At 59.2% G+C, this 19292-nt stretch carries 18 protein-coding genes and 1 other RNA gene; 6 read left to right on the forward strand and 13 right to left on the reverse strand.

Annotation, left to right across the window (positions count from 1 at the left end):
- The first annotated feature begins 6 nt into the window (after window positions 1-6).
- Window positions 7-1161, forward strand: coding sequence for a bifunctional histidine phosphatase family protein/GNAT family N-acetyltransferase (locus tag B5F22_RS01145; RefSeq protein ID WP_087389903.1), 1155 nt, complete (start codon window positions 7-9; stop codon window positions 1159-1161).
- A 44-nt stretch (window positions 1162-1205) separates the two neighbouring features.
- Here the strand turns inward: B5F22_RS01145 and B5F22_RS01150 are convergent, their stop codons facing one another.
- Window positions 1206-1589, reverse strand: coding sequence for a hypothetical protein (locus B5F22_RS01150; RefSeq protein WP_143482143.1), 384 nt, complete (start codon window positions 1587-1589; stop codon window positions 1206-1208).
- Between the two features lie 144 nt (window positions 1590-1733).
- Here B5F22_RS01150 and rbr point away from each other — a divergent pair, with 144 nt between their 5' ends.
- A complete protein-coding gene (gene rbr, locus B5F22_RS01155) occupies window positions 1734-2267 on the forward strand; it encodes a rubrerythrin (RefSeq protein ID WP_087229723.1) in 534 nt (177 codons plus the stop codon).
- A 65-nt stretch (window positions 2268-2332) separates the two neighbouring features.
- Here rbr and rsfS read toward each other — a convergent pair whose 3' ends face one another.
- The 11 genes from rsfS to B5F22_RS01210 all read right to left on the reverse strand — a co-directional run bounded on the left by rsfS (window position 2333) and on the right by B5F22_RS01210 (window position 13423).
- Window positions 2333-2683 (reverse strand): ribosome silencing factor, encoded by a 351-nt coding sequence (rsfS, locus tag B5F22_RS01160; protein ID WP_087369254.1) that lies wholly within the window; start codon window positions 2681-2683, stop codon window positions 2333-2335.
- A 61-nt stretch (window positions 2684-2744) separates the two neighbouring features.
- The gene (gene yqeK / locus B5F22_RS01165) at window positions 2745-3926 is read right to left on the reverse strand and encodes a bis(5'-nucleosyl)-tetraphosphatase (symmetrical) YqeK (RefSeq protein ID WP_087389908.1); all 1182 of its coding nucleotides are present in this window, start codon (window positions 3924-3926) and stop codon (window positions 2745-2747) included.
- A gap of 51 nt (window positions 3927-3977) precedes the next feature.
- Window positions 3978-4283, reverse strand: a complete 306-nt coding sequence (gene yhbY, locus B5F22_RS01170) for a ribosome assembly RNA-binding protein YhbY (RefSeq protein WP_087229713.1) — start codon at window positions 4281-4283, stop codon at window positions 3978-3980.
- 12 nt (window positions 4284-4295) lie between these two features.
- Window positions 4296-4886 carry an XTP/dITP diphosphatase gene (locus B5F22_RS01175; protein ID WP_087389911.1) on the reverse strand — a complete coding sequence of 197 codons (591 nt, stop codon included), beginning with the start codon at window positions 4884-4886 and terminating at the stop codon, window positions 4296-4298.
- Between the two features lie 3 nt (window positions 4887-4889).
- A complete protein-coding gene (rph, locus tag B5F22_RS01180; protein WP_087229707.1) occupies window positions 4890-5606 on the reverse strand; it encodes a ribonuclease PH in 717 nt (238 codons plus the stop codon).
- Between the two features lie 19 nt (window positions 5607-5625).
- A complete protein-coding gene (locus tag B5F22_RS01185; protein WP_087389914.1) occupies window positions 5626-5832 on the reverse strand; it encodes a hypothetical protein in 207 nt (68 codons plus the stop codon).
- Entirely contained in the window at window positions 5832-6698 is an 867-nt protein-coding gene (gene ftsY, locus B5F22_RS01190) for a signal recognition particle-docking protein FtsY (RefSeq protein WP_087229700.1), read from the reverse strand. The genes B5F22_RS01185 and ftsY overlap by 1 nt, the downstream gene beginning before the upstream one ends.
- 13 nt (window positions 6699-6711) lie before the next feature.
- Entirely contained in the window at window positions 6712-10296 is a 3585-nt protein-coding gene (gene smc, locus B5F22_RS01195; RefSeq protein WP_087389917.1) for a chromosome segregation protein SMC, read from the reverse strand.
- 163 nt (window positions 10297-10459) lie between these two features.
- Window positions 10460-11686: an aspartate kinase gene (locus B5F22_RS01200; RefSeq protein WP_087389922.1), complete on the reverse strand. Its 1227-nt coding sequence runs from the start codon at window positions 11684-11686 to the stop codon at window positions 10460-10462.
- 56 nt (window positions 11687-11742) lie between these two features.
- Window positions 11743-12957 carry a homoserine dehydrogenase gene (locus tag B5F22_RS01205; RefSeq protein ID WP_087390082.1) on the reverse strand — a complete coding sequence of 405 codons (1215 nt, stop codon included), beginning with the start codon at window positions 12955-12957 and terminating at the stop codon, window positions 11743-11745.
- Window positions 12958-12982: 25 nt separating this feature from the next.
- On the reverse strand, window positions 12983-13423 hold the full coding sequence (locus tag B5F22_RS01210; protein WP_087229691.1) for an ACT domain-containing protein: 441 nt from the start codon (window positions 13421-13423) through the stop codon (window positions 12983-12985).
- A 288-nt stretch (window positions 13424-13711) separates the two neighbouring features.
- On the opposite strand from B5F22_RS01210, the gene B5F22_RS12190 reads away from it, so the two are divergent.
- Complete coding sequence (locus B5F22_RS12190) at window positions 13712-13894, forward strand: hypothetical protein (RefSeq protein WP_143482798.1); 183 nt, start codon at window positions 13712-13714, stop codon at window positions 13892-13894.
- Between the two features lie 6 nt (window positions 13895-13900).
- Here B5F22_RS12190 and B5F22_RS01215 read toward each other — a convergent pair whose 3' ends face one another.
- The gene (locus B5F22_RS01215; protein ID WP_158096566.1) at window positions 13901-16438 is read right to left on the reverse strand and encodes a transglycosylase domain-containing protein; all 2538 of its coding nucleotides are present in this window, start codon (window positions 16436-16438) and stop codon (window positions 13901-13903) included.
- Window positions 16439-16910: 472 nt separating this feature from the next.
- Here B5F22_RS01215 and B5F22_RS01220 point away from each other — a divergent pair, with 472 nt between their 5' ends.
- The 3 genes from B5F22_RS01220 to B5F22_RS01230 all read left to right on the forward strand — a co-directional run bounded on the left by B5F22_RS01220 (window position 16911) and on the right by B5F22_RS01230 (window position 19139).
- Window positions 16911-17198: a DUF1292 domain-containing protein gene (locus B5F22_RS01220; RefSeq protein ID WP_087372818.1), complete on the forward strand. Its 288-nt coding sequence runs from the start codon at window positions 16911-16913 to the stop codon at window positions 17196-17198.
- A 13-nt stretch (window positions 17199-17211) separates the two neighbouring features.
- A non-coding RNA gene (ssrS, locus tag B5F22_RS01225) (6S RNA) lies at window positions 17212-17410 on the forward strand.
- 178 nt (window positions 17411-17588) lie between these two features.
- Window positions 17589-19139 carry a peptidylprolyl isomerase gene (locus tag B5F22_RS01230; RefSeq protein ID WP_087389928.1) on the forward strand — a complete coding sequence of 517 codons (1551 nt, stop codon included), beginning with the start codon at window positions 17589-17591 and terminating at the stop codon, window positions 19137-19139.
- The last annotated feature ends 153 nt before the right edge of the window (window positions 19140-19292 follow it).

Here is a 19292-nt window from a genome sequence, read left to right on the forward strand (position 1 = left end):
ACCAACATGACCACAATTTATCTCATCCGTCATGCCCAGGCGGAGGGCAATCTGTACCGCCGTTGTCACGGCTGGTACGATGGCCTGCTCACTCCCCTGGGCTACCGTCAGGTTCAGGCCCTCGCCAAGCGTTTTGAAAACGTCCACGTGGACGCCGTCTACTCCAGCGACCTGACCCGCACCATGGAGACCTCCAAGGCCATCTGTCTGTCCCGGGGCTTGCCGCTGTGCGTGGACGCTGACCTGCGGGAAGTGGGGGCCGGCTGCTGGGAAGACCACAGCTGGGGCGAGATTCTCCACGCCGAGCCGGAGAGCCTCCGCCAGTTCCTCCTCTGCGATCCCCAGTGGCACGTGGATGGTAGCGAGACCTTCCCCGGCGTCCGGGAGCGCATGATGTGTGCCATCACCAGCATTGCCGCCTCTCACCCCGATCAGACGGTGGCGGTATTCTCCCACGGCAGCGCCATCCGGGCCGGAATCTCCGGCTGGCTGGGCGTCCCTGTGGAGGAGATGGGCTACATGCCTCTGGGTGACAACACCTGTGTGGCCAAGCTCCAGTTCCAGAACGACCAGGTGAACATCTGCTACTACAACGACAACAGCCACCTGGGTGATCTGGCCAACCGCATCCACCCCAAGGACAACTCTGGGTCCGACATGCTGGATGCCATGCGGCACAACAGTCTACGGTTCCGCCCCTTGCAGCTGCCCGAAGAGGAGGCCCTGTATCAGCAGGCTCGGGAAGAGGCCTGGATGACCAGCCACGGCACCATGGACCACTTTAACGGCGCCGCCTTCCTGGACGTGATGAAGAAAAATTCCGAGTACGCCCCGGAGAGTGTTCTGGTGGCTCTGCTGGGCGACGAGCCCGCCGGGATTTTGCAAATGGACTGGCAGCAGCAGGCAGAGGAGGGCGTGGGCCGCATTCCCTTCTTCTGTATGCTCCCCCCCTACCGTTCCAAGGGCCTGGGGGTACAGATGTTGGGCCAGGCCATCTCCTGCTACCGAAAGTTGGGCCGCAAGCGTCTTCTACTCCGCTGCGCGCCGGAGAACCAGCGGGCCAAGTCCTTCTATCTCCGCCATGACTTCCATAAGATTGGCGAAGAGCCCGGAGGCACCGGCGTGCTGGACACCATGGAAAAGTACATCAGCTATCAATAAGATAGAAAGCAGCTGCCAAGGCAACCCCCTGGCAGCTGCTTGTTTTATTTCATGGACTCGCTGGCCTCGTCTTTCATGCGGTTCATCTCATCTTGGGCCTTGTCGGCGGCATCGTCAATGCCCCGTTTCACGTCATCCACGCCCTGCTCCACGTCGTCTTTCACGTCGTCTACCCCGTTCTCCACGTCCTGCTTGATGTCGTCCAGGCCGTCTTCCACCCGCTCATCCGGGTCCGGGGTGGAATCCGGTGTGCCGTCGTTGTTTTCATCGTTGGTGCCTCCGGCTCCACCCCCCTGATCGGCGTCGTTGGGCACCTGGGTGGCAGGCACCGCCTCAGGCGTGGTTTTCACCGGATCGTTGGACGAACATCCGGCAAATACAAACGTGGCCATTACCGCCAACAAGAAAACAGAAAGTCTGCGTTTCATATCCTCACACTCCTTTTCGTGATACTAGAAGTATGGGATAAAAATTGAAAAATAATTAAGAAATTTTTTCTTGCTTCCCAGCTATCTGTGTAGTATCATGAAGAAAAGCTCATCCTATGAGCGTCACTTAAAGGAGGTAACAATATGGAACTCAAGGGAAGCAAGACCGAGGCCAATCTGTGGGCAGCATTTGCCGGTGAGAGCCAGGCCCGCAACAAATACACCTACTTCGCCAGCAAGGCAAAGAAGGAGGGTTATGAGCAGATCTCCGCTCTGTTTACCGAGACTGCCAACAACGAGAAGGAGCACGCCAAGATCTGGTTCAAGGAGCTGGGCGGCATTGGTAACACCCGTGAAAACCTGAAGGCTGCCGCCGAGGGTGAGAACTACGAGTGGGTGACCATGTACAAGGAGATGGCCGAGACCGCCCGTGAGGAGGGCTTCGACCGCATCGCCGCTCTGTTCGAAGGGGTCGCCGTCATCGAGAAGGAGCACGAGGAGCGCTACCTGAAGCTGCTGGCCAACCTGGAGAACGACATGGTCTTCTCCGCCGGTGAGCAGACCGTGTGGATCTGCCGCAACTGCGGCCACGTCCACGTGGGCAACGATGCTCCCCAGGTCTGCCCCGTGTGCGCTCATCCCCAGGCCTACTTTGAGCGCCGCTGCATGAACTACTAATTGATCCGTCAAGTGCAAAAATTCCCCTGTGCTTTGCAGCACAGGGGAATTTTTTGTCCGTGAAATCAAGCTTCCGGCTTGATGAGGTACTCGTCCAGGTCCACGGGGGTGGCGTCGGACCACAGGCGCTCCAGAGCGTAGAACTCCCGGGCCTCCTCGGTGAACACGTGCACCACAATGGCGGAGTAGTCCAGCAGGGTCCACTGGCCGCCCCGGTGCCCCTCCACGTGGTGGGGTTCCTCCCCTGCCTTGGTCATGGCGTCCTCCACGGCGTCGGACAGAGCCTTGACCTGGGTGTTGGAGGTACCGGTGCAGATGACAAAGTAATCGGCCAGGGTGGTCTGGTCGGCGGTGTAGAGCACCTTAATGTCCTTGCCCTTCTTGGCGTCCAGGGCCCGAACGGCCAGTGCGATCATTTCCTTAGAAGTTAACAATGATATTTCTCCTTTCAAAACACCCCTCAGGGGTGTCCGGTTCTCAAGTTTCTTTCAGCCAGTTGTAGGCCTCCAGGGTATTGCAGTGAATGGGCTGGTTGCGCTCCCGCATGTCCTCCATGGACATCTCCACGCCCATGAGCATGGCCGCCTTCAAGTCCCGGTATGCCAGCTCTCGCATCTCCTCCACGCCCTCAAAGGCCCGGTTGGGCTCAATATAGTCGGCCATGTAGAGAATCATCTCCTCCAGGGTCATGTTGGCCCGCCCGGTGGTGTGATACGAGATGGCCTGGACCACAGCCTGCTCCTGCCCAAAGACATGCTCCGCCAGAGCAGCCCCGCTCTTGGAGTGGAGCAGCTTTTCCGATCTGCGCTCCATCTCGTCCAAGGGGAACCCATACCGGTCACAGATGGCCAGGTGCTGCTCCAGGGGGAAATACTTGGTGCAGTCGTGGAGAATCCCCGCCCGGCGCATCTGATCCACATCGGCGCCCCAGCGGCGTGCCAGCTGCACCGCCTCCTCCTCGGTCCCCTTGATGTGGGCCAGGCGCTTGGCTTTGACCATGGAGTTGGACACGCACCGCAGTTCCTCCACCGAAAGCTGGGCCAGATTGGCATGGGTGTGATAGAGGTGCTCCCGCAGGATATAGCCGTATACCTGCTGGGAGAGGTGTTGCATCCCCTCACTCTGGGGCAGCTGGCTGCGAATCTGGGTGGAGGAGACCTCCCGCAGATCGGGAATCTCAATCACCTGGACCCGGGCGTTATAGCGCTGGGTCAGGGTTGCACAATGGGTATGGCAGCGGTCCATGTCCTCCCGGGTGCGGGCAAAGGCACAGATGCCCGCCAGCTCCATGATGCGCTGGGGAAGATGCCAGTCCTCCAGGGAGAGGAACATGTCCGAGCCCATAAGCAGCCACAGCTCATCCTCTGGCCACCGCTCCACCGCCTGCTCCAGGGTGTCCACGGTATAGCTCTTTCCCTCCCGTCTGAGCTCCACGTCCCAGACCTCTGCCTTGGGACCCAGCTGGTCCGCTGTCAGGGCGGTCATGGCCATGCGCTGCTGCGGGGTAGGGCTGCCGGGGGGCAGCTGCTTATGGGGAGGTTGACTGTTGGGCACCAACACCAGCCGGTCCAGGTTCAGGCTGTCTATGGCAGCCCGGGCTGCGGCCATGTGGCCCAGATGCGGGGGATTGAAGCTTCCGCCGTAAATGCCGATTCTCATCTTCCCATCACATTCCTTTCCCATTTGAATGATCTCTATGTCAACCGGAGTTTACTTGACCAATTTGATGCGCTTGTCTTTCTCCTTGCTGTGGGTCTCCCGGTACAGCACAAACTTGGTGCCGATGACCTGCACCACCTGGCTGCGGGTGGCACGGGCCAGTTCCTCGGCGCCCTCCCGGGCGGAGAGCATGGAGTTTTCCAGCACCTTACCCTTGATGAGCTCGCGAGCCTCCAAGGCGTCGTCCGCCTGGCGGATGAGGTTGTCTCCAATGCCGTCCTTGCCGATGTGCAGGATGGTGTCGATGTTGTTGGCCAGCCCACGCAGCTGGGCCCGTTGCTTGCTTGTCAAATCCATATTTGAACTCCTTTATTTGTTTAAATATTCTTTTAGCTTCTCCTGGAACCGGGCCAGAGCACGGCCCCGGTGGGAGATCTCATTTTTCTCCTCCGCCGTCAGCTGGGCAAAGGTCTTTTTCCGCTGGGGCAGGAAGAACACGGGGTCATACCCGAACCCGCCCTCGCCCTGGGGCGCATAGGCGATGGTGCCGGGGCACTCCCCCCGGGCGGTGATCACGTCCCCATTGGGGAAGCAGCAGGTGATGACCGAGACGAATTTGGCGGTACGGGGCGTCTGGCCCCGCATATTCTCCAGCAGCAGGCGGTACCGACCCGCATCGTCCAGACCAGGTCCGCCGTACCGGGCAGAGTACACCCCGGGGGCTCCCCCCAGAGCGTCCACACACAGGCCCGAGTCATCGGCGATGGCGGGCATTCCTGTGGCCTCCATCACCGCTTTTGCCTTGAGCAGGGAGTTTTCCTCAAAGGTCTCCCCGGTCTCCTCCACATCCACGTGGACCCCCAGTTGGGACTGGAGGCATACCTCAATGCCCAACTGAGAGAGAATGTCGTTCATCTCTTTGAGTTTTTTCTCATTTTGGCTGGCCAATACCAATTTCATGCCTCAACCCTCCAAAATCTCTTTCTGACGTGCAATGAGCTCCTCAATGCCCTTCTGACACAGAGCCACCAGCTGCTGCTGCTCGGCAATGGTGAACGCCCGGCCCTCTCCGGTACCCTGCAGCTCCACCAGTTCACCCTGCTCGTTCATCACACAGTTCAGGTCCACCATGGCCGAGGAGTCCTCCTCATAGCACAGGTCCAGCATGGGCACGTTGTCCACGATGCCCGCAGAGATGGCGGCCACATAGTGTTTTACAGGAGAGGCGGGCAGCACTCCGTCGGCCACCAGCTTGTTGCACGCCATGGCCAGGGCCAAAAAGCCACCGGTAACGCTGGCGGTACGGGTGCCACCGTCCCCCTGCAGCACGTCGCAGTCCACGGTGATGGTCATGTCGGGCAGCATGGTCAAATCCACTGCCGCCCGGAGGGAGCGGCCAATGAGCCGCTGAATCTCCGCCGAGCGGGGGGACAGCTTCAGCTTGGACACGTCCCGCCGGGACCGCTCCCGGTTGGCCCGGGGCAGCATGGAGTACTCCGCTGTCACCCAGCCAGTGCCCTCAGCCACGTGCCGGGGAGCAGTCATCTCCACGCTGGCGCAGCACAGCACCTTGGTATTGCCACAGGTGATGAGGACACTTCCCTCGGGAAATTTGACGAAATTGGTTTCAATGTGAATGTCTCTGAGCTGGTCCACCGCTCTTCCATCCAAACGAGTCATATCTTTCTCCTCCTTACATTTAGCCCACAAGGCCCAGGTTCACGGCCTGAATCACGGCCACGCCAATACCCAGCACAGCCAGGACAATTCCCACCATGCGGGCGGTGCGCACCGACTGCTCCGGCACGTCCTTCCGCTTCATGCGGCGCTGCAAATAGGGGCGGGGATTGACGGCATACCACACGCCGTACACCGCCACCAGCAGACTTACCATCAACCAAGTCATTACAGCAGCGCCTCCACAAACGCCTTGGCGTCAAAGGGCTGCAGGTCTCCCACCTGCTCGCCAACGCCCACGTACTTCACCGGCACCCCCAGCTCCTTGGCAATGGCGATGACGATGCCGCCCTTGGCGGTGCCGTCCAGCTTAGTGAGGACAATGCCGGTGATGCCAGCGCTCTCCCCGAACTGCTTGGCCTGGATGAGGCCATTTTGTCCGGTGGTGGCGTCCAGCACCAGCAGGGTCTCCCGGCTGGCGTCTGGGCACTCCCGGTCAATGACCCGGGAGATCTTATTCAGCTCGTTCATCAGGTTCTGCTTGTTGTGCAGACGTCCGGCGGTGTCCACCAGCACCACATCGGTCTTTCGGGCCTTGGCGGCGCTCATGGCATCATACACCACAGCGGCGGGGTCTGCCCCCTCGTGCTGCTTGATGATGTCCACCCCGGCCCGCTCCGACCAGATGGTAAGCTGATCGGCGGCGGCAGCCCGGAAGGTATCTCCGGCGCACAGCAGCACCCGCTTGCCCTCACCCTTCCAGCGGGCAGCCAGCTTTCCGATGGAGGTGGTCTTGCCCACGCCGTTGACGCCGATGAACAGCACCACAGCGGGGGTGCGGCTCATATCCACCCGGGGGTCGCCCACCGTGAGGATTTCGGCCAGAATTTCCTTCATGCAGGCCTTGGCCCCATCGGTGTCCTTGATCTTATTGCGCTTGCACCGCTGCTTGAGTTCCTCCACAGCCTCCATGGTGGTCTCCGCCCCCATATCCGCCATGACCAGAGACTCCTCCAGCTCGTCGTAGAAGTCGTCATCCAGTTTGGAAAAGCCGTTGAAAATCCCAATCTTTCTGATTTTATCAAAAAAACCCATGTTTGGTCACCTCTTATGTTGTTTCTGGAATAATTTCCTGCGCCATCTCGTTGAGATTGATGGTGAGAATGCGGCTGACTCCCTGCTCCTGCATGGTCACGCCGTAGAGGACGTCCGCCCCCTCCATGGTGCCACGCCGATGGGTGATGGCGATGAACTGGGTCCGGTCGCTCATCCGCCGCAGATACTGGGCATAGCGCACCACGTTGGCGTCGTCCAAGGCCGCCTCGATCTCGTCCATGACGCAGAAGGGAGTGGGCCGCACCTTCAAAATGGCAAAGTACAGGGCGATGGCCACAAAGGCCTTCTCACCTCCGGAGAGCAAACTGATGATTTTCAGCGCCTTGCCGGGGGGCTGGGCCTTGATCTCAATGCCGCAGCCCAGCACATCCTCCGGGTCCTCCAGCTCCAAGGTGGCCTTGCCGCCTCGAAACAGCTCCAAAAATGTCTCCTGGAAAGCCTGCTGAATTTCCTGGAACTTCTCCTGGAAGATGTCGGTCATTTCCCGGGTAATCTGGCGGATGATGCCCTCCAGTTCCCGCTTGGACCCGGACACGTCGTCCCGCTGGTCGGTAAAGTAGCTATACCGCTCAAAGACCCGCTGGTACTCCTCCACCGCATCGGGGTTGATACTGCCCAGGGCAGAAATGCCCCGTTTCAGCTCTCCAATGCGCCGTGTGGCCTTGGCAGCAGACTCCAGCTCCACCCGCTGACTGCGGGCCGCCTCATGGGAGAGCTGGTAGTTCTCCCACAACTTGTCCAGAATCTGGCCCTCCTCCATGGCAGCCGCCATGGATTTCTGCTCCAGCACGGACACTTCCCGCTCCATGGACAATAGGTCGTTGTTCTTCTCCCGGGCCTGCTTGTCCGCCTGGTTGCGCTTTCCCTCCAGCTCCAGCTTTTTCTGGTTGACTCCGGTGAGCTGTCCGCTCCAGGTCTCCCGCTGGCGCAGCAACGCCTGCACCTGGGTGTCCTGCTCCACCATCTGCTGGGCAATCTGTTGGTTCTGGGCCTGTAGCTGCTCCACCATGGCCTGACGGCCCGCAGTGTCCCCAGACAGGTCCTGCTGCAACTGCTCCAGCTGAGACAGGTTCACCTGCATGGCGTTCTGTTCGCCCTGGAGTCCTGCCAATTTGGCCCGCACCGCGGCCATGTCCTCGCTGCATTCCTCCAGCTGTTGCTGTAAGGTGCTCTGGCCCTGGGTCTTGTCCTGGGACTGGGCCTGGATGGCCGCCGCAGAGCCCTCCAGCTGGGTGATACGCTCCTTGGCCCGCTGGGCCGCCTGGGCGTTTTCCTCCCCACGCTGCTGCAAGGTCTCCCGCTCCTGGCGCAGGGTGGCGCACCGTTGCTCCACCTGTTGGAGTTGCTGCTGGTGGTGCTCCAGCTGCTGGGAATGGGTGAGCACAGCGTCCTCCGCCTGCCGCAGCTGAGAGGCTGCGTTGTCCAATTCGTATTGCGCCGCCGCTTGCTCCCGCTGAACCTGGGCCAACTGCTCTTTGGACCCCGCCATCTCCTGCTCCAAGGCGGTCATCTGGCCCCGCAGCCGCTGCAGCTCGTTGGCCCGGGAGAGAATGCCCGCAGACCGGGAGGCAGAGCCGCCGGTCATAGAGCCGCCGGCGTTGAGAACTTGGCCGTCCAGGGTGACAATGCGGAAGCGGTGTCCATACCGCCGGGCCATGGCCATGGCCTGGTCCAAATCCTGGGCGATGACGATGCGCCCCAGCAGATTGGACATCACAGTTTGATAATCCTCATGGTATCCGATGAGCTCGTTGGCCATGCCCACGTACCCGGGCTGGGACTCCAGCCCCGTCTCCCGGAGGGAACCCGGTCGCATGGTGTTCATGGGCAGGAAGGTGGCCCGGCCACCGTCCCGGCGTTTGAGCCAGCCGATGGCCTGCTTGGCGTCCTGGTCCCGCTCCACCACCACGTGCTGCATGGCACCGCCCAAGGCGATTTCAATGGCCACAGCATAGGCATCGGGCACATGGATGAGCCCCGCCACCGGGCCGCGAATTCCCGACAAGCCGCCCCGTTTGGCCTCGCCCATGAGCAGCTTGACGGATTTGGAATATCCTTCGTAGAATTTCTCCATTTCGGAGAGCATGTGGATGCGGGACTGGAGGTTGTTGTGGTCCATCTCCAGGCGGCGGTGGGTCTCCATAACCTGCTGGACCTTCCGCTGCCGGGTTTGCAGCCGCATCTGGTAACCTGCCAAGGTGTTGGACACCCCGTCCCGCTCCTCCACCAGCTTGTCCAGCTGGCCTTGGAGGCGTCCGTGTTCCTCCTCCATGTGTCGCTTCTGGGCCTCCTGCTCCAAAAGCTCCCGGGCCACGCTCTCCTCCCGGTCCATCAGCTCCTGCCCCGCCGCAGACAGGGCGGACAACAGGGCCTTGGCCTCTCCGGCGGATGCCTGTTCCAGCCGCTCCTGTTCCCGCAGCTGGGCCAGCTCCTGGTCCAGACCGCCCACCGAGTCCATGAGGTGGCGGATTTTCTCCTCCAGCTGCTCCAGCTGGGCCTGGCAGTCCGCCATGGCCCGCTCCACTTGCTCCAAGCGTTCCCGGCGCTGCTGCACCTGCTGAGCCAGAGAACCGGCCCGGCCCGCCTGCTGCTCCAGCTCGTCCTGAATGCGCTGGATGTTGTCGGTGTTGTTCTTCTGATCTCGGCGCAGCAGCTCCAACTGACTCTGTCCCTGGTGCACCTGCTGCTCCAGGTCGCTCTGGGCCCGCCGAATCTCCTCGGCCTGCACCTCATGCTGCTGCATCTGCTGGGCATAGCCTTCCGCTTGCTGGTAGAGTCCCTCCAGCTCCTGCCGCAGGGCCTCCCGGTGGGCGGTGGCGGTGTCCAGGGCGGTTTTCAGCTGGATGCTGCTGGCTCGCAGCTGCTCCAGCTGCTCCAGCCACAGGGAGATCTCCAGCCCCCGCAGCTCATCCCGCATCACCAGATATTTCTTGGTCTTCTCCGCCTGCACCCGCAGGGGCTCCACCTGAAGTTCCAGCTCGCCGATTTTGTCGTTGATGCGCACCAGGTTTTCCTCGGTGCGCTGGAGCTTCCGCTCCGCCTCCTCCTTGCGGTGGCGGTACTTGGAGATGCCCGCCGCCTCTTCAAAGACCTCACGCCGATCCGAGCTCTTCACCGACAGAATCTCGTCGATCTTGCCCTGGCCGATGATGGAATAGCCCTCCCGGCCCAGACCGGTATCCATAAACAGCTCATTGATATCCCGCAGGCGGCAGGAACGGCGGTTGATGTAGTACTCACTCTCTCCGGAGCGGTAGTACCGCCGGGTCACCGCCACCTCCTGCTCCTCCAGGTCCAGCAGGTGCTGGCTGTTGTCCAGCACCAGCGTCACCTCTGCAAACCCCAGGCTCTTGCGCTTGGCGGTGCCGTCAAAGATGACATCCTCCATCTTGTTGCCCCGGAGGGTACGGGTGGACTGCTCCCCCATCACCCACCGAATGGCGTCGGCAATATTGGATTTTCCCGATCCGTTGGGGCCTACGATCACGGTGATATCGGCGCCAAAGGTCAACACCGTCTTCTCCGGAAAGGACTTAAACCCCTGAATCTCCAGCGCTTTTAAATACAATCCTCGCACCTCGCATAAAAGGTCTGCTTCGCGTCCTGCCCAATCCATGGATTCGCAAGACAATACGTATTGATTGTATCATTATTCCCCCCTTGTTGCAACCGTTTCCCCCGTTTTTTCTATTCCACGCAAAAGGGGTGGCCCCACCGGGCCACCCCTTTTTGTCTACAAATTACCGTGCGCCGTTGAATTCGTCGTAGAACCGATCGTGCACCACCTGCACCGCCCGGTCAGCGTCGCAGCTGTCCACCAGCACAGAAACCTTGATCTCACTGGTGGAAATCATATTGATGTTGATGCCCGCATTGAACAAAGCCTCGAACATGGTGGCAGCCACGCCGGGGTTGTTGATCATGCCAGCGCCCACGATGGACACCTTGGCGATGTTGTCCGAGACGTCGATGTGGTCGAAGGCGATCACATCCCGATTCTCCTCCAGCAACTTCTGGGCCAGCTCCATGTCGCTCTTGGCCACGGTGAAGCTGATATCCTTGGTCTCGCTGCGGCCAATGGACTGGAGAATGATGTCCACGTTGACGTTGTTCCGGGCCAGCAGAGAGAAGATTTTAAAGGCGATACCCGGGGTGTCCTCCAGGCCCACCAGAGCCAGACGGGCAATGTTCTTATCCTTGGCCACACCGCTGATATGAGACTTTTCCATGCGCTTGACTACCTCCTTGACTTTTGTACCGGGTGCATCGGTGAAACTGGAGAGCACCTCCAGCCTGACGTCGTAGCGTTTGGCCATTTCCACCGAGCGGTTGTGCAGGACCTGAGCGCCCAGTGAGGCCAGCTCCAGCATCTCTTCATAAGTAATTTCTTCCAGCTTCCGGGCGTTGGGCACCAGGCGGGGATCGGCGGTGTACACGCCGTCCACGTCGGTGTAGATCTGGCACAGGTCGGCGTGGAGCACGGCCGCCAGAGCCACCGCCGAGGTGTCCGAACCGCCTCGGCCCAGGGTGGTGATATCCCCGTGCTTGTTCAGGCCCTGGAAGCCGGTGACGATGACAATGCGCCGCTTGTCCAGCTCCTCCAGAATGCGGTCGGGCTTCACCCGCTTGATGCGGGCGTTGGTATAGCCGGAATTGGTGTGAAATCCCGCCTGCCAACCGGTGAGGGACACCACCGGGTAGCCCATCTTCTCGATGGCCATGGCGCACAGGGCGCAGGAAATCTGCTCGCCGGTGGACAGGAGCATATCCATCTCTCGGCGAGAGGGGTCGGGATTGAGCTCCAGGGCCTTCTCAATGAGATCGTCCGTGGTGTCTCCCTGGGCAGAGAGCACCACCACCACGTTGTTTCCCTTTTTGTATGCGTCGGTGATGATGCGGGCCACATTGCGCACACGCTCCGCATTTGCCACCGAGGAACCTCCGAATTTTTGTACGATTAATGCCATTGCACATTCAATCCTTTCGGGCTGTATTCTGCCCTATACTATGCCGATCTGGCGGGTCAGTTGAGCACACGGATGAGGGAGAGTACCTCCATCCCCTCCAGCTTGGAGCGAAGCTGCTGCTCCGTCATGGCCTGCTCGGTGATACCGGCGGTCTCACCGGCTGCCGCCCCGCCGCGGGCCAGCAGCTTGATCTCACCCACGTGGGTGCGAAGAGCGTCCGCCCCCGCCTGAACCCGAACGTAAAAGCGGCTGGCCAGCTCGTCGGTGCCGCACAGCGTCTGGTCATCGCCCTGCTCCCAGGTGATGGGAGGCCGGGCACCCTTAGAGCGGGCAATGTCCATCACATCCGCCACCACAGCGGAGGCGGTGGGCAGCTTGCCAGCGCCAGGGCCGTAGAACATGACCTCGCCCACGGCGTCTCCTTTCACCAGCACCGCATTGAACACATCCTCTACGCCAGCCAAGGGGTGGCTTCCATCCACCAGATGGGGCGCCACGTAGGCACACACCCGTCCGTCCGGCTGGCGCAGCGCCCGGCCCAGCAGCTTAATCTTCTTGCCTGCGCCGTCGGCATAGTCCACATCCGCCAGAGTGATACCAGTGATGCCTTCGGTGGGCACCAGCTGGGGGTCCACATTCTTGCCAAAGGACAGATCCGCCAAAATACAGATTTTCCGGCAGGCGTCATAGCCCAGGATGTCCGCCGACGGGTCCCGCTCGGCATATCCATTCTCCTGGGCCTCCTTCAAGGCCGCCTCAAAGGAGAGCCCCGCCCCGATCATCCGGGTGAGGATATAGTTGGTGGTGCCGTTGAGGATGCCGCAGACCTCCTCCATCTGGTTGGCCGCCAGACACATGGTCAAGGGGCGAATGATGGGAATGCCACCGCCCACGCTGGCCTCAAAGAGGTAGCACACGCCCTTCTCCTGAGCCAGTCGGGTGAGCTCCAGCCCGTGACAGGCCACCAGCTCCTTGTTGGAGGTCACCACGTGCTTGCCTGCGCTCAGAGCCCGCTGGGTGAAGTTCAAAGCCACCGTGGCTCCGCCGATGGTCTCCACCACCACGGATACCTCCGGGTCCTCCTCGATCACCGAAAAGTCCTTCACAAAGGTACCGCCATAGGGCGACTGGTCAAAGTCCCGCACGTCCAAGATGTACTTGACCTGCACCTCGTCCCCTACACTGCGGGCGATGGCATCTTTATTTTGACACAGCACCTGAGCCACTCCGGACCCCACGGTGCCGTAGCCCAAGATCGCTACTTTTACCATGTTGTTCACCTCGTTCATCCTTGTCTTATCCGGCCAACACTTCACAACGCAGCACTTCCGGCAAATCCCGCAAGGTGGCCAGCAGATCTTCCAGCTCCATGCTCAATCCCGAAGTCTCCAGACCCAGGGTCACCGCCGCAGACTCGCCGCCCGGGATGGCCTGATTGATGGTGAGGACATTGCCCCCCCAATCTGCAAACATATTCAGCACGCCGGAAAGTGCTCCCGGCCGATTGCGCAGCAGGATCTGGATGGTGACAATCCGACCGTGGAGCATATCCCGAAACGGACGCACTGCATCCTTATATTTGTAAAACGCACTGCGGCTGATGCCCACCCGCTGGGTGGCGGCATTCACCGTCTGTGCCTCGCCGGTCTCCAGCAACCGCTTGGCCTCCGCCACCTTCAAATAGATCTCCGGCAATGCGGATGCCTCCACAATGAAATACCTGGGTCTCTGCGACATACATGGATCCTCCTTTTGCTAAGCACATCGCTAATGTCTTTCCATTGTGGTCTATTGTATCACGCAGATGGACAGATGGCAATTTTCTTTTCCTCACATTTTGCACAAAATTATTCCATATGTTTACATGTTTTTGCACGTAATGAGAAAACATGCACAAACAGACTGCCAAAAGCCTCATGCCGATGTAAGAAGAATAGCTGATCTTGCATATATAAAAGGCCCTCGGCAGAGTTTTCCCGCCCGTGGGGGCGGGAAAATCAATCAAAATCCGTTTTTTCCGGGGACATGCGCATCGGAAAAAACACTTCTCAGCCCGCCAGTGTGGAATTGGGTCGCCCTTTGACCCAATTATGCATGCAGCGGGCTGCATCCTTTCGAGAAAATGCTGGCATTTTCGAGAAGCGTGTCGAACTTTTCGACACGCTGAAAAAAGACTCCCCGGACCATCCGGGGAGTCTTTTCTACTGAGCAATATCAGGATTCCGGCTCCTGCGACGCGCTGGGCTTGGGGTCCTCATTTCCCTCGTCTCCGGGCTTCTGCGAGGCCGACGGGTCGGTGGGCTCTTGCGAGGTGGAGGGCTCGGGGTCAGTGGGTGTGCCGCTGTTGTGCACCGTGCACTGGCCGTTGCCTTGCACCGTGGACAGTAAGGCACCAGCATCCAGGATTGTGGCTCCGGACTCATTGTTCCGGGAGTAGTCCACAAAGGTCACGGTCCGGACAGAGCTGGAAGGACAGTAGGGTCCAGCCAGATGATAGCCCCCAGAGGCAGAGCCCTCGGTGCAGATGTCCACGGCCACATGGCAGGAACAGTACTGGCTGGGCACATCGCTGCTGAGCAGGGTCATGTTCTGAACCCGGCTGCCCCGGACATCCATGGAGCAGTTGTCGGTGGCCAGCTTTCCGCAGTCCTTGCAGATGCTCACCGTCACCACGCCAGAGGGCTGGGTGAATTCCTCTCTGGGCAGGTCCTCATGGACACGGCTCATGACCTTCTGCCACAGAATGGTGGACGGGCTGGGCCACATGTCGCCGATGCTCTCGCTGTTGGGATAGCCGATCCACACCGCAGCGGTGTAGTGCTTGGTGTAGCCCGCGAACCACTGGTCGTTGGCGGCATCGGTGGTACCCGTCTTACCGGCCACCAGCTGGCCGGAAATGCGGGCAGCGGTACCGGTACCACTGCTGACTACGTTGGTGAGCAGCTGGTTCATATAATAGGTAGTGCGCTGATCCAAGATATACTCGGTGGAGGGCTTGTTGTCGATGAGCACTTTCCCATCGTGGTCCTTCACCGTCAGGTACGTGGTGGCCTCAGTAAAAGCACCGTCCCGGGGGAAGGTGGCATAGGCAGCGGCCATCTCAAAGGTGGAGATACCCTTGGTCAGACCACCCACAGCCAGCTGGCTGTATCCCAGGTCCGTCTTCACCTCGCCGTTCTCCAGCACCATTTCATCCACCATCGTGGAGATCTTGAACTTCTCCGTCATATATTCGTAGGAGGTCTGGAAGCCCAGCTTCTCCAGCACGTTGGCGGAGACGGTGTTGATGGACTGGGTGACACCCTCCAGCACCGTGGTCAGGCCTCGATACTTGAGCGGATAGTTCTTCAGCCAATAGGAGCCCATCCAACGGGGCACATCGTCGGTGACGGTATTGGGGGTGATAAGGTGCTCATTGATGGCCGGGGCGTACACAGCCAAAGGCTTGATGGACGAACCGGGCTGACGCACCGTATCCGTAGCGTAGCTCCAGCCCCGGTTGATGGTCTTTTCGCCCACGTCGCCGCCAATGGCCACCACGTAGCCCGTGGTGTTGTCCACCACGGTGATGCCGGACTTCATCTCCTGGCCCGAGCTGGAGATATAATTGAGGTTGCTCTTGTCGTTGTATACCTCGTCCACAGCCGCCTGAACCTCCGGGTCATAGGGCACAACGATCTCCAGACCGCCGCTGTACACCATCTTGGTGACGACCTCATAGGATAGGCCAGTCTGTTCCATCAGGTCCTCGGTGACCTCGTCAATCACCGCCTCCACGTACCAGGAGTAGATGGTCTTGGTGCTGGTGTTGGCGTTGTTGTACTCCTCTTTCTTCTCCTCGTCCCAGTCGGAACGGAACACCAGCTCTTCGGCCTTGGCCTGGTCCCGGGTCTCTGCGCTGATGGCCTTGTCCCCCAGCACATCATCTTTGGCCATCTGGTCCAAAATCAGCTCCTGACGTGCCTTGTTGTAGTCCCGGGCCGTCCACACGGTGCCCTCGTCAAAGCTGTTCTTCGCTCCGCACTCGGAACACACATCATCCTTGGTCAGAGAGTACTCACCGCAGTTGGTGCACTTATAGCGGGTAACCTCCAAGGTGGAGTAGGGGCTATACAGAGAGGGGTTGTTGGTGATACCAGCCAGGCTGGCGCACTCGGCCAGAGACAACTCGGACACGTCCTTGCCAAAGTACATCTGAGAGGCAGACTGTACGCCGTAGCATCCCTGACCCAGGAAGATCTCATTGAGATAGTAGGTGATGATATCTTCCTTGGTGTAATTCTTCTCCAGCTCCAGAGCGGTGAAGATCTCCAGAATCTTACGCTTGACGGTGACGTCATCGTAATCGGTGATGTTCTTCACCAGCTGCTGGGTCAAGGTGGAGCCGCCAAAGGTGTTTCTCATGCCGATGAACATGTTCACAAAGGCGCCGGCGGTACGGTACCAGTCCACACCGTTGTGCTCCCAGAACCGCTTATCCTCCACGGCTACCACCGCATTGACAAGGTCCTGAGGGATTTCATCATAGTCCACCCATTGGCGGTTTTCTGCGCCCACCAAGGTTTGTAGTTCCACCAGTTGACCGTTGTCATCCTCGTACTTGATGACAGAGTTCTCGTTGATGGTGTAGGCGGACAGGTCTAGCTTGGCCTCGGGAATGATGACATTGGTGATATACACCGCAGCATAACAGGCCATGAACGCACTGGTGACGATGCCGATGAGCAGCAGGGTCCCCAGCACCTTTCCCACACGCAGGGCAATTTCTGACCGCTTGGTGGGTGCCTTCTTACGGGGCTGGTGGGAACTCCCCTCCCCGCTTCTCTCCGGACTTGCTCCACGGGTCTGGGATGTGTCGTGCCGACGCCTGGGTCCACGTTCCGAAGAGGGTCGATTTCGATTCATCTCTGACATAATGGGTACCTCCGATGTATTGGGGCGCAATGCGCCCAACTCGTCTTCCTTTTTCATTCTTCTATAACTTATTTCCGTCAAAATACGATATTTTTCAGCACATTCTTCTGGAATTTTTTGCTTATACACCGAATTGACTCATGATATTATAGCACACACACCCTGCTTTGTCCACCCTGCCCCCCGGAGCGCCCCGGAAGCTTCGATTTTCTTTTCTCAATTCTCCCCCTTGCATTTTCGCCCCGTTGCAGTTACAATAAAGCCAGCGAAAGACATTCGCCCGAAAACGCCCTAAGGAGGACTTATAGGCATGAGCGAAGAATACGGACCTGATTTCGTCACCGTCACCGATGAGGACGGCAACGAATTTGAATTGGAACATCTGGGCACACTGGAGTATCGGGACAACACCTACATGGCCTTTGTCCCTGCTGACATGGACGAGGATGACGAGGACTTCGGCCTGATTCTCCTGCGCGTGGCTGAGGAGAACGGGGAGCAGATCCTGGCTGACATTGACGATCAGGAGGAGCTGGACCAAGTCTACGAGCAGTTTATGACTCAGCTGTTCAACGAGGACGACGAGGACGCCCAGTAACCTTTTTCGTAATTGATCCCTGCCTTGTCTCGTGACCACCTTTTTAAAACCCACATCTTTTAAACGGGATGTCCCCTCATCTGGCGGATCGCAGGCCTCCCGGACCTCTTTGGAGTGTTTGGACGTTGGAAGTGAGGAAACCAGATGGAGACAACCCACCTGCATTTGCGTGCAGGTTTTTAATTGGGTGGCACGGCTATGGCGGGGCCCTTTGATGACTCAGGCGATGCAGAGCGAATCTGCATCGCCTTTTTCCTTGTGACAATTTCCGATTTTTTCTTGCATACGCCAGCCCCACGTGGTATAATATGCCCGTTCGGCACATCTCTCAGACGTGGTGTGCCGTTCTTCCCACCGGGGATACCACTGAATACTGAGAGGATTGATACCATGAGTGCATCCAGAGAGAAGAAGCAACGCCAAACCGTTGCCCCTTCCGACAAGAACTCCAAAGCCTATTCCGAACAAGCTGCCTACAAGTGTAAGGTGCGCACCTACACCGCCATAGGTGTTGTGGTGGCCATTCTGGTAGCTGCCCTGATTACTTGGAACTCTGGCTTCTTCCAGCGCCGTGCCACTGCCGCCACCATTGGTGACACCAAGGTGAGCGTCTCCGAGCTGGGTTACTATTATTACAACATCCGTTACATGTACGCCTACTACTACCGCGCCGTGGACCCCAACACCCCCGACAACGAGCAGATGTATGATGAGGAAGAGGGCAAGACCTACCGCGACTTCTTCCTGGAGTCCGCCCTGAGCCAGGCTCAGAACGACAAGGCTCTGTATGACGCCGCTGTGGAGGCTGGTTACTCCAAGTCCGACATTCAGGAGGATCTGGACGAGCGCATCGACTCCACCAAGAGCGCTGCCAAGACCTCTGCTGTCTCCTACAAGGCTTATATCCAGTCCATGTATGGACAGTACATCACCCCCAGCGTCTATGAGGACCTGGAAGCCCGCTCCCTGCTGGCCACCAAGTACTACAATGATGTCTACACCGACACCAAGGAGTCCTTCACCGAGACCGATCTGGAGGATTACTACAACGAGCACAAAGACGACGCCGATACCTTCAAGTACTCCTACCTCTACTTCAAGGCTGACGAGGTGGAGGAGACCGACGACGAGGGCAACACCCTGAGCAACGACGAGATCTCCAAGCTGAAGGAAGAGGCCATGGCCGCCGCCAAGACCAAAGCTGACGAGGCTCTGGCCGCTTACCAGGAGGGCACCGATGTGGCCAAGCTCATCTCTGAGACCTCCCCCAGCAACTCCGCTGACCACACCACTGTGGTAGGCGCCTCCTCCCTGTCCAGCATCTACAAGGACAAGCTGCTGGAGCTGGAGAAGGACCAGGGCGCCGTGGTGGAGAACACCGACGCCGGCTACTACGTGGTGATCTTCCACGACCGCTATCAGGACAAGACCACTCCCGCCACCATCCGCGACATTCTCATCAAGGCTGAGACCACCACCGACGAGGACGGCAACACCGAGGCTCCCACTCAGGAGGCCTGGGACGCCGCCAAGGCCAAGGCCGAAGAGGTCATGGCCAAGTGGGAAGAGAGCGACAAGACCGCTGAGGCCTTCGGCAAGCTGGCTGAGGAGTACTCCGCAAGCTCCACTGCCTCCAACGGCGGTGTGACCACCGGCGTGAAGTCCGGCACTCTCAACGACGACCGGAACAGCTGGCTGTTTGAGGAGGAGCGTGCCACGGGTGACGTGACCATGGTCCAGCACCAGGACAATCCCGACTCCACCTCCGCCTACTTCGGCTACCACATCACCTACTTCCAGGAGTGGGAAGAGGAGTCTTGGAAGCAGACCGTCCGTTCCGCTCTCACCAGCGACGCTATGACCGACTGGTCTGACGAGCTGCTGGGCGGCGATGCCTATGCCACCGCTCTGGCTGACGGTGCCAAGTACTTTGGCTACTAATTCCACTTGATTTTCAAATTTCCCCGGCGTATCCTAATACGCCGGGGAAATTTTAAACTGTCAAGCAAGCAAACACCTAGCTAGAAGTTCTGATGGTATTGCATAGACAAAAGCCCTCGGCAGAGTTTTCCCGACTACAGGCGGGAAAATAAA

This window comes from Pseudoflavonifractor sp. An187 (genome assembly GCF_002160275.1).
Taxonomy (GTDB): Bacteria; Bacillota; Clostridia; order Oscillospirales; family Oscillospiraceae; genus Enterenecus; species Enterenecus faecium.

What these genes read in the sequence shown, in the direction of transcription:
- B5F22_RS12190 (WP_143482798.1), top strand. Translation starts at nt 13,712, where the DNA reads ATGCGCATCGGAAAAAACACTTCTCAGCCCGCCAGTGTGGAATTGGGT.
- B5F22_RS01220 (WP_087372818.1), top strand. Translation starts at nt 16,911, where the DNA reads ATGAGCGAAGAATACGGACCTGATTTCGTCACCGTCACCGATGAGGAC.
- B5F22_RS01200 (WP_087389922.1), bottom strand. Translation starts at nt 11,686, where the DNA reads ATGGCATTAATCGTACAAAAATTCGGAGGTTCCTCGGTGGCAAATGCG.
- rph (WP_087229707.1), bottom strand. Translation starts at nt 5,606, where the DNA reads ATGACTCGTTTGGATGGAAGAGCGGTGGACCAGCTCAGAGACATTCAC.
- B5F22_RS01205 (WP_087390082.1), bottom strand. Translation starts at nt 12,957, where the DNA reads ATGGTAAAAGTAGCGATCTTGGGCTACGGCACCGTGGGGTCCGGAGTG.
- yhbY (WP_087229713.1), bottom strand. Translation starts at nt 4,283, where the DNA reads ATGGATTTGACAAGCAAGCAACGGGCCCAGCTGCGTGGGCTGGCCAAC.
- B5F22_RS01145 (WP_087389903.1), top strand. Translation starts at nt 7, where the DNA reads ATGACCACAATTTATCTCATCCGTCATGCCCAGGCGGAGGGCAATCTG.
- ftsY (WP_087229700.1), bottom strand. Translation starts at nt 6,698, where the DNA reads ATGGGTTTTTTTGATAAAATCAGAAAGATTGGGATTTTCAACGGCTTT.
- B5F22_RS01175 (WP_087389911.1), bottom strand. Translation starts at nt 4,886, where the DNA reads ATGAAATTGGTATTGGCCAGCCAAAATGAGAAAAAACTCAAAGAGATG.
- rsfS (WP_087369254.1), bottom strand. Translation starts at nt 2,683, where the DNA reads ATGATCGCACTGGCCGTTCGGGCCCTGGACGCCAAGAAGGGCAAGGAC.
- rbr (WP_087229723.1), top strand. Translation starts at nt 1,734, where the DNA reads ATGGAACTCAAGGGAAGCAAGACCGAGGCCAATCTGTGGGCAGCATTT.
- B5F22_RS01185 (WP_087389914.1), bottom strand. Translation starts at nt 5,832, where the DNA reads ATGACTTGGTTGATGGTAAGTCTGCTGGTGGCGGTGTACGGCGTGTGG.
- B5F22_RS01210 (WP_087229691.1), bottom strand. Translation starts at nt 13,423, where the DNA reads ATGTCGCAGAGACCCAGGTATTTCATTGTGGAGGCATCCGCATTGCCG.
- yqeK (WP_087389908.1), bottom strand. Translation starts at nt 3,926, where the DNA reads ATGAGAATCGGCATTTACGGCGGAAGCTTCAATCCCCCGCATCTGGGC.
- B5F22_RS01150 (WP_143482143.1), bottom strand. Translation starts at nt 1,589, where the DNA reads ATGAAACGCAGACTTTCTGTTTTCTTGTTGGCGGTAATGGCCACGTTT.
- B5F22_RS01230 (WP_087389928.1), top strand. Translation starts at nt 17,589, where the DNA reads ATGAGTGCATCCAGAGAGAAGAAGCAACGCCAAACCGTTGCCCCTTCC.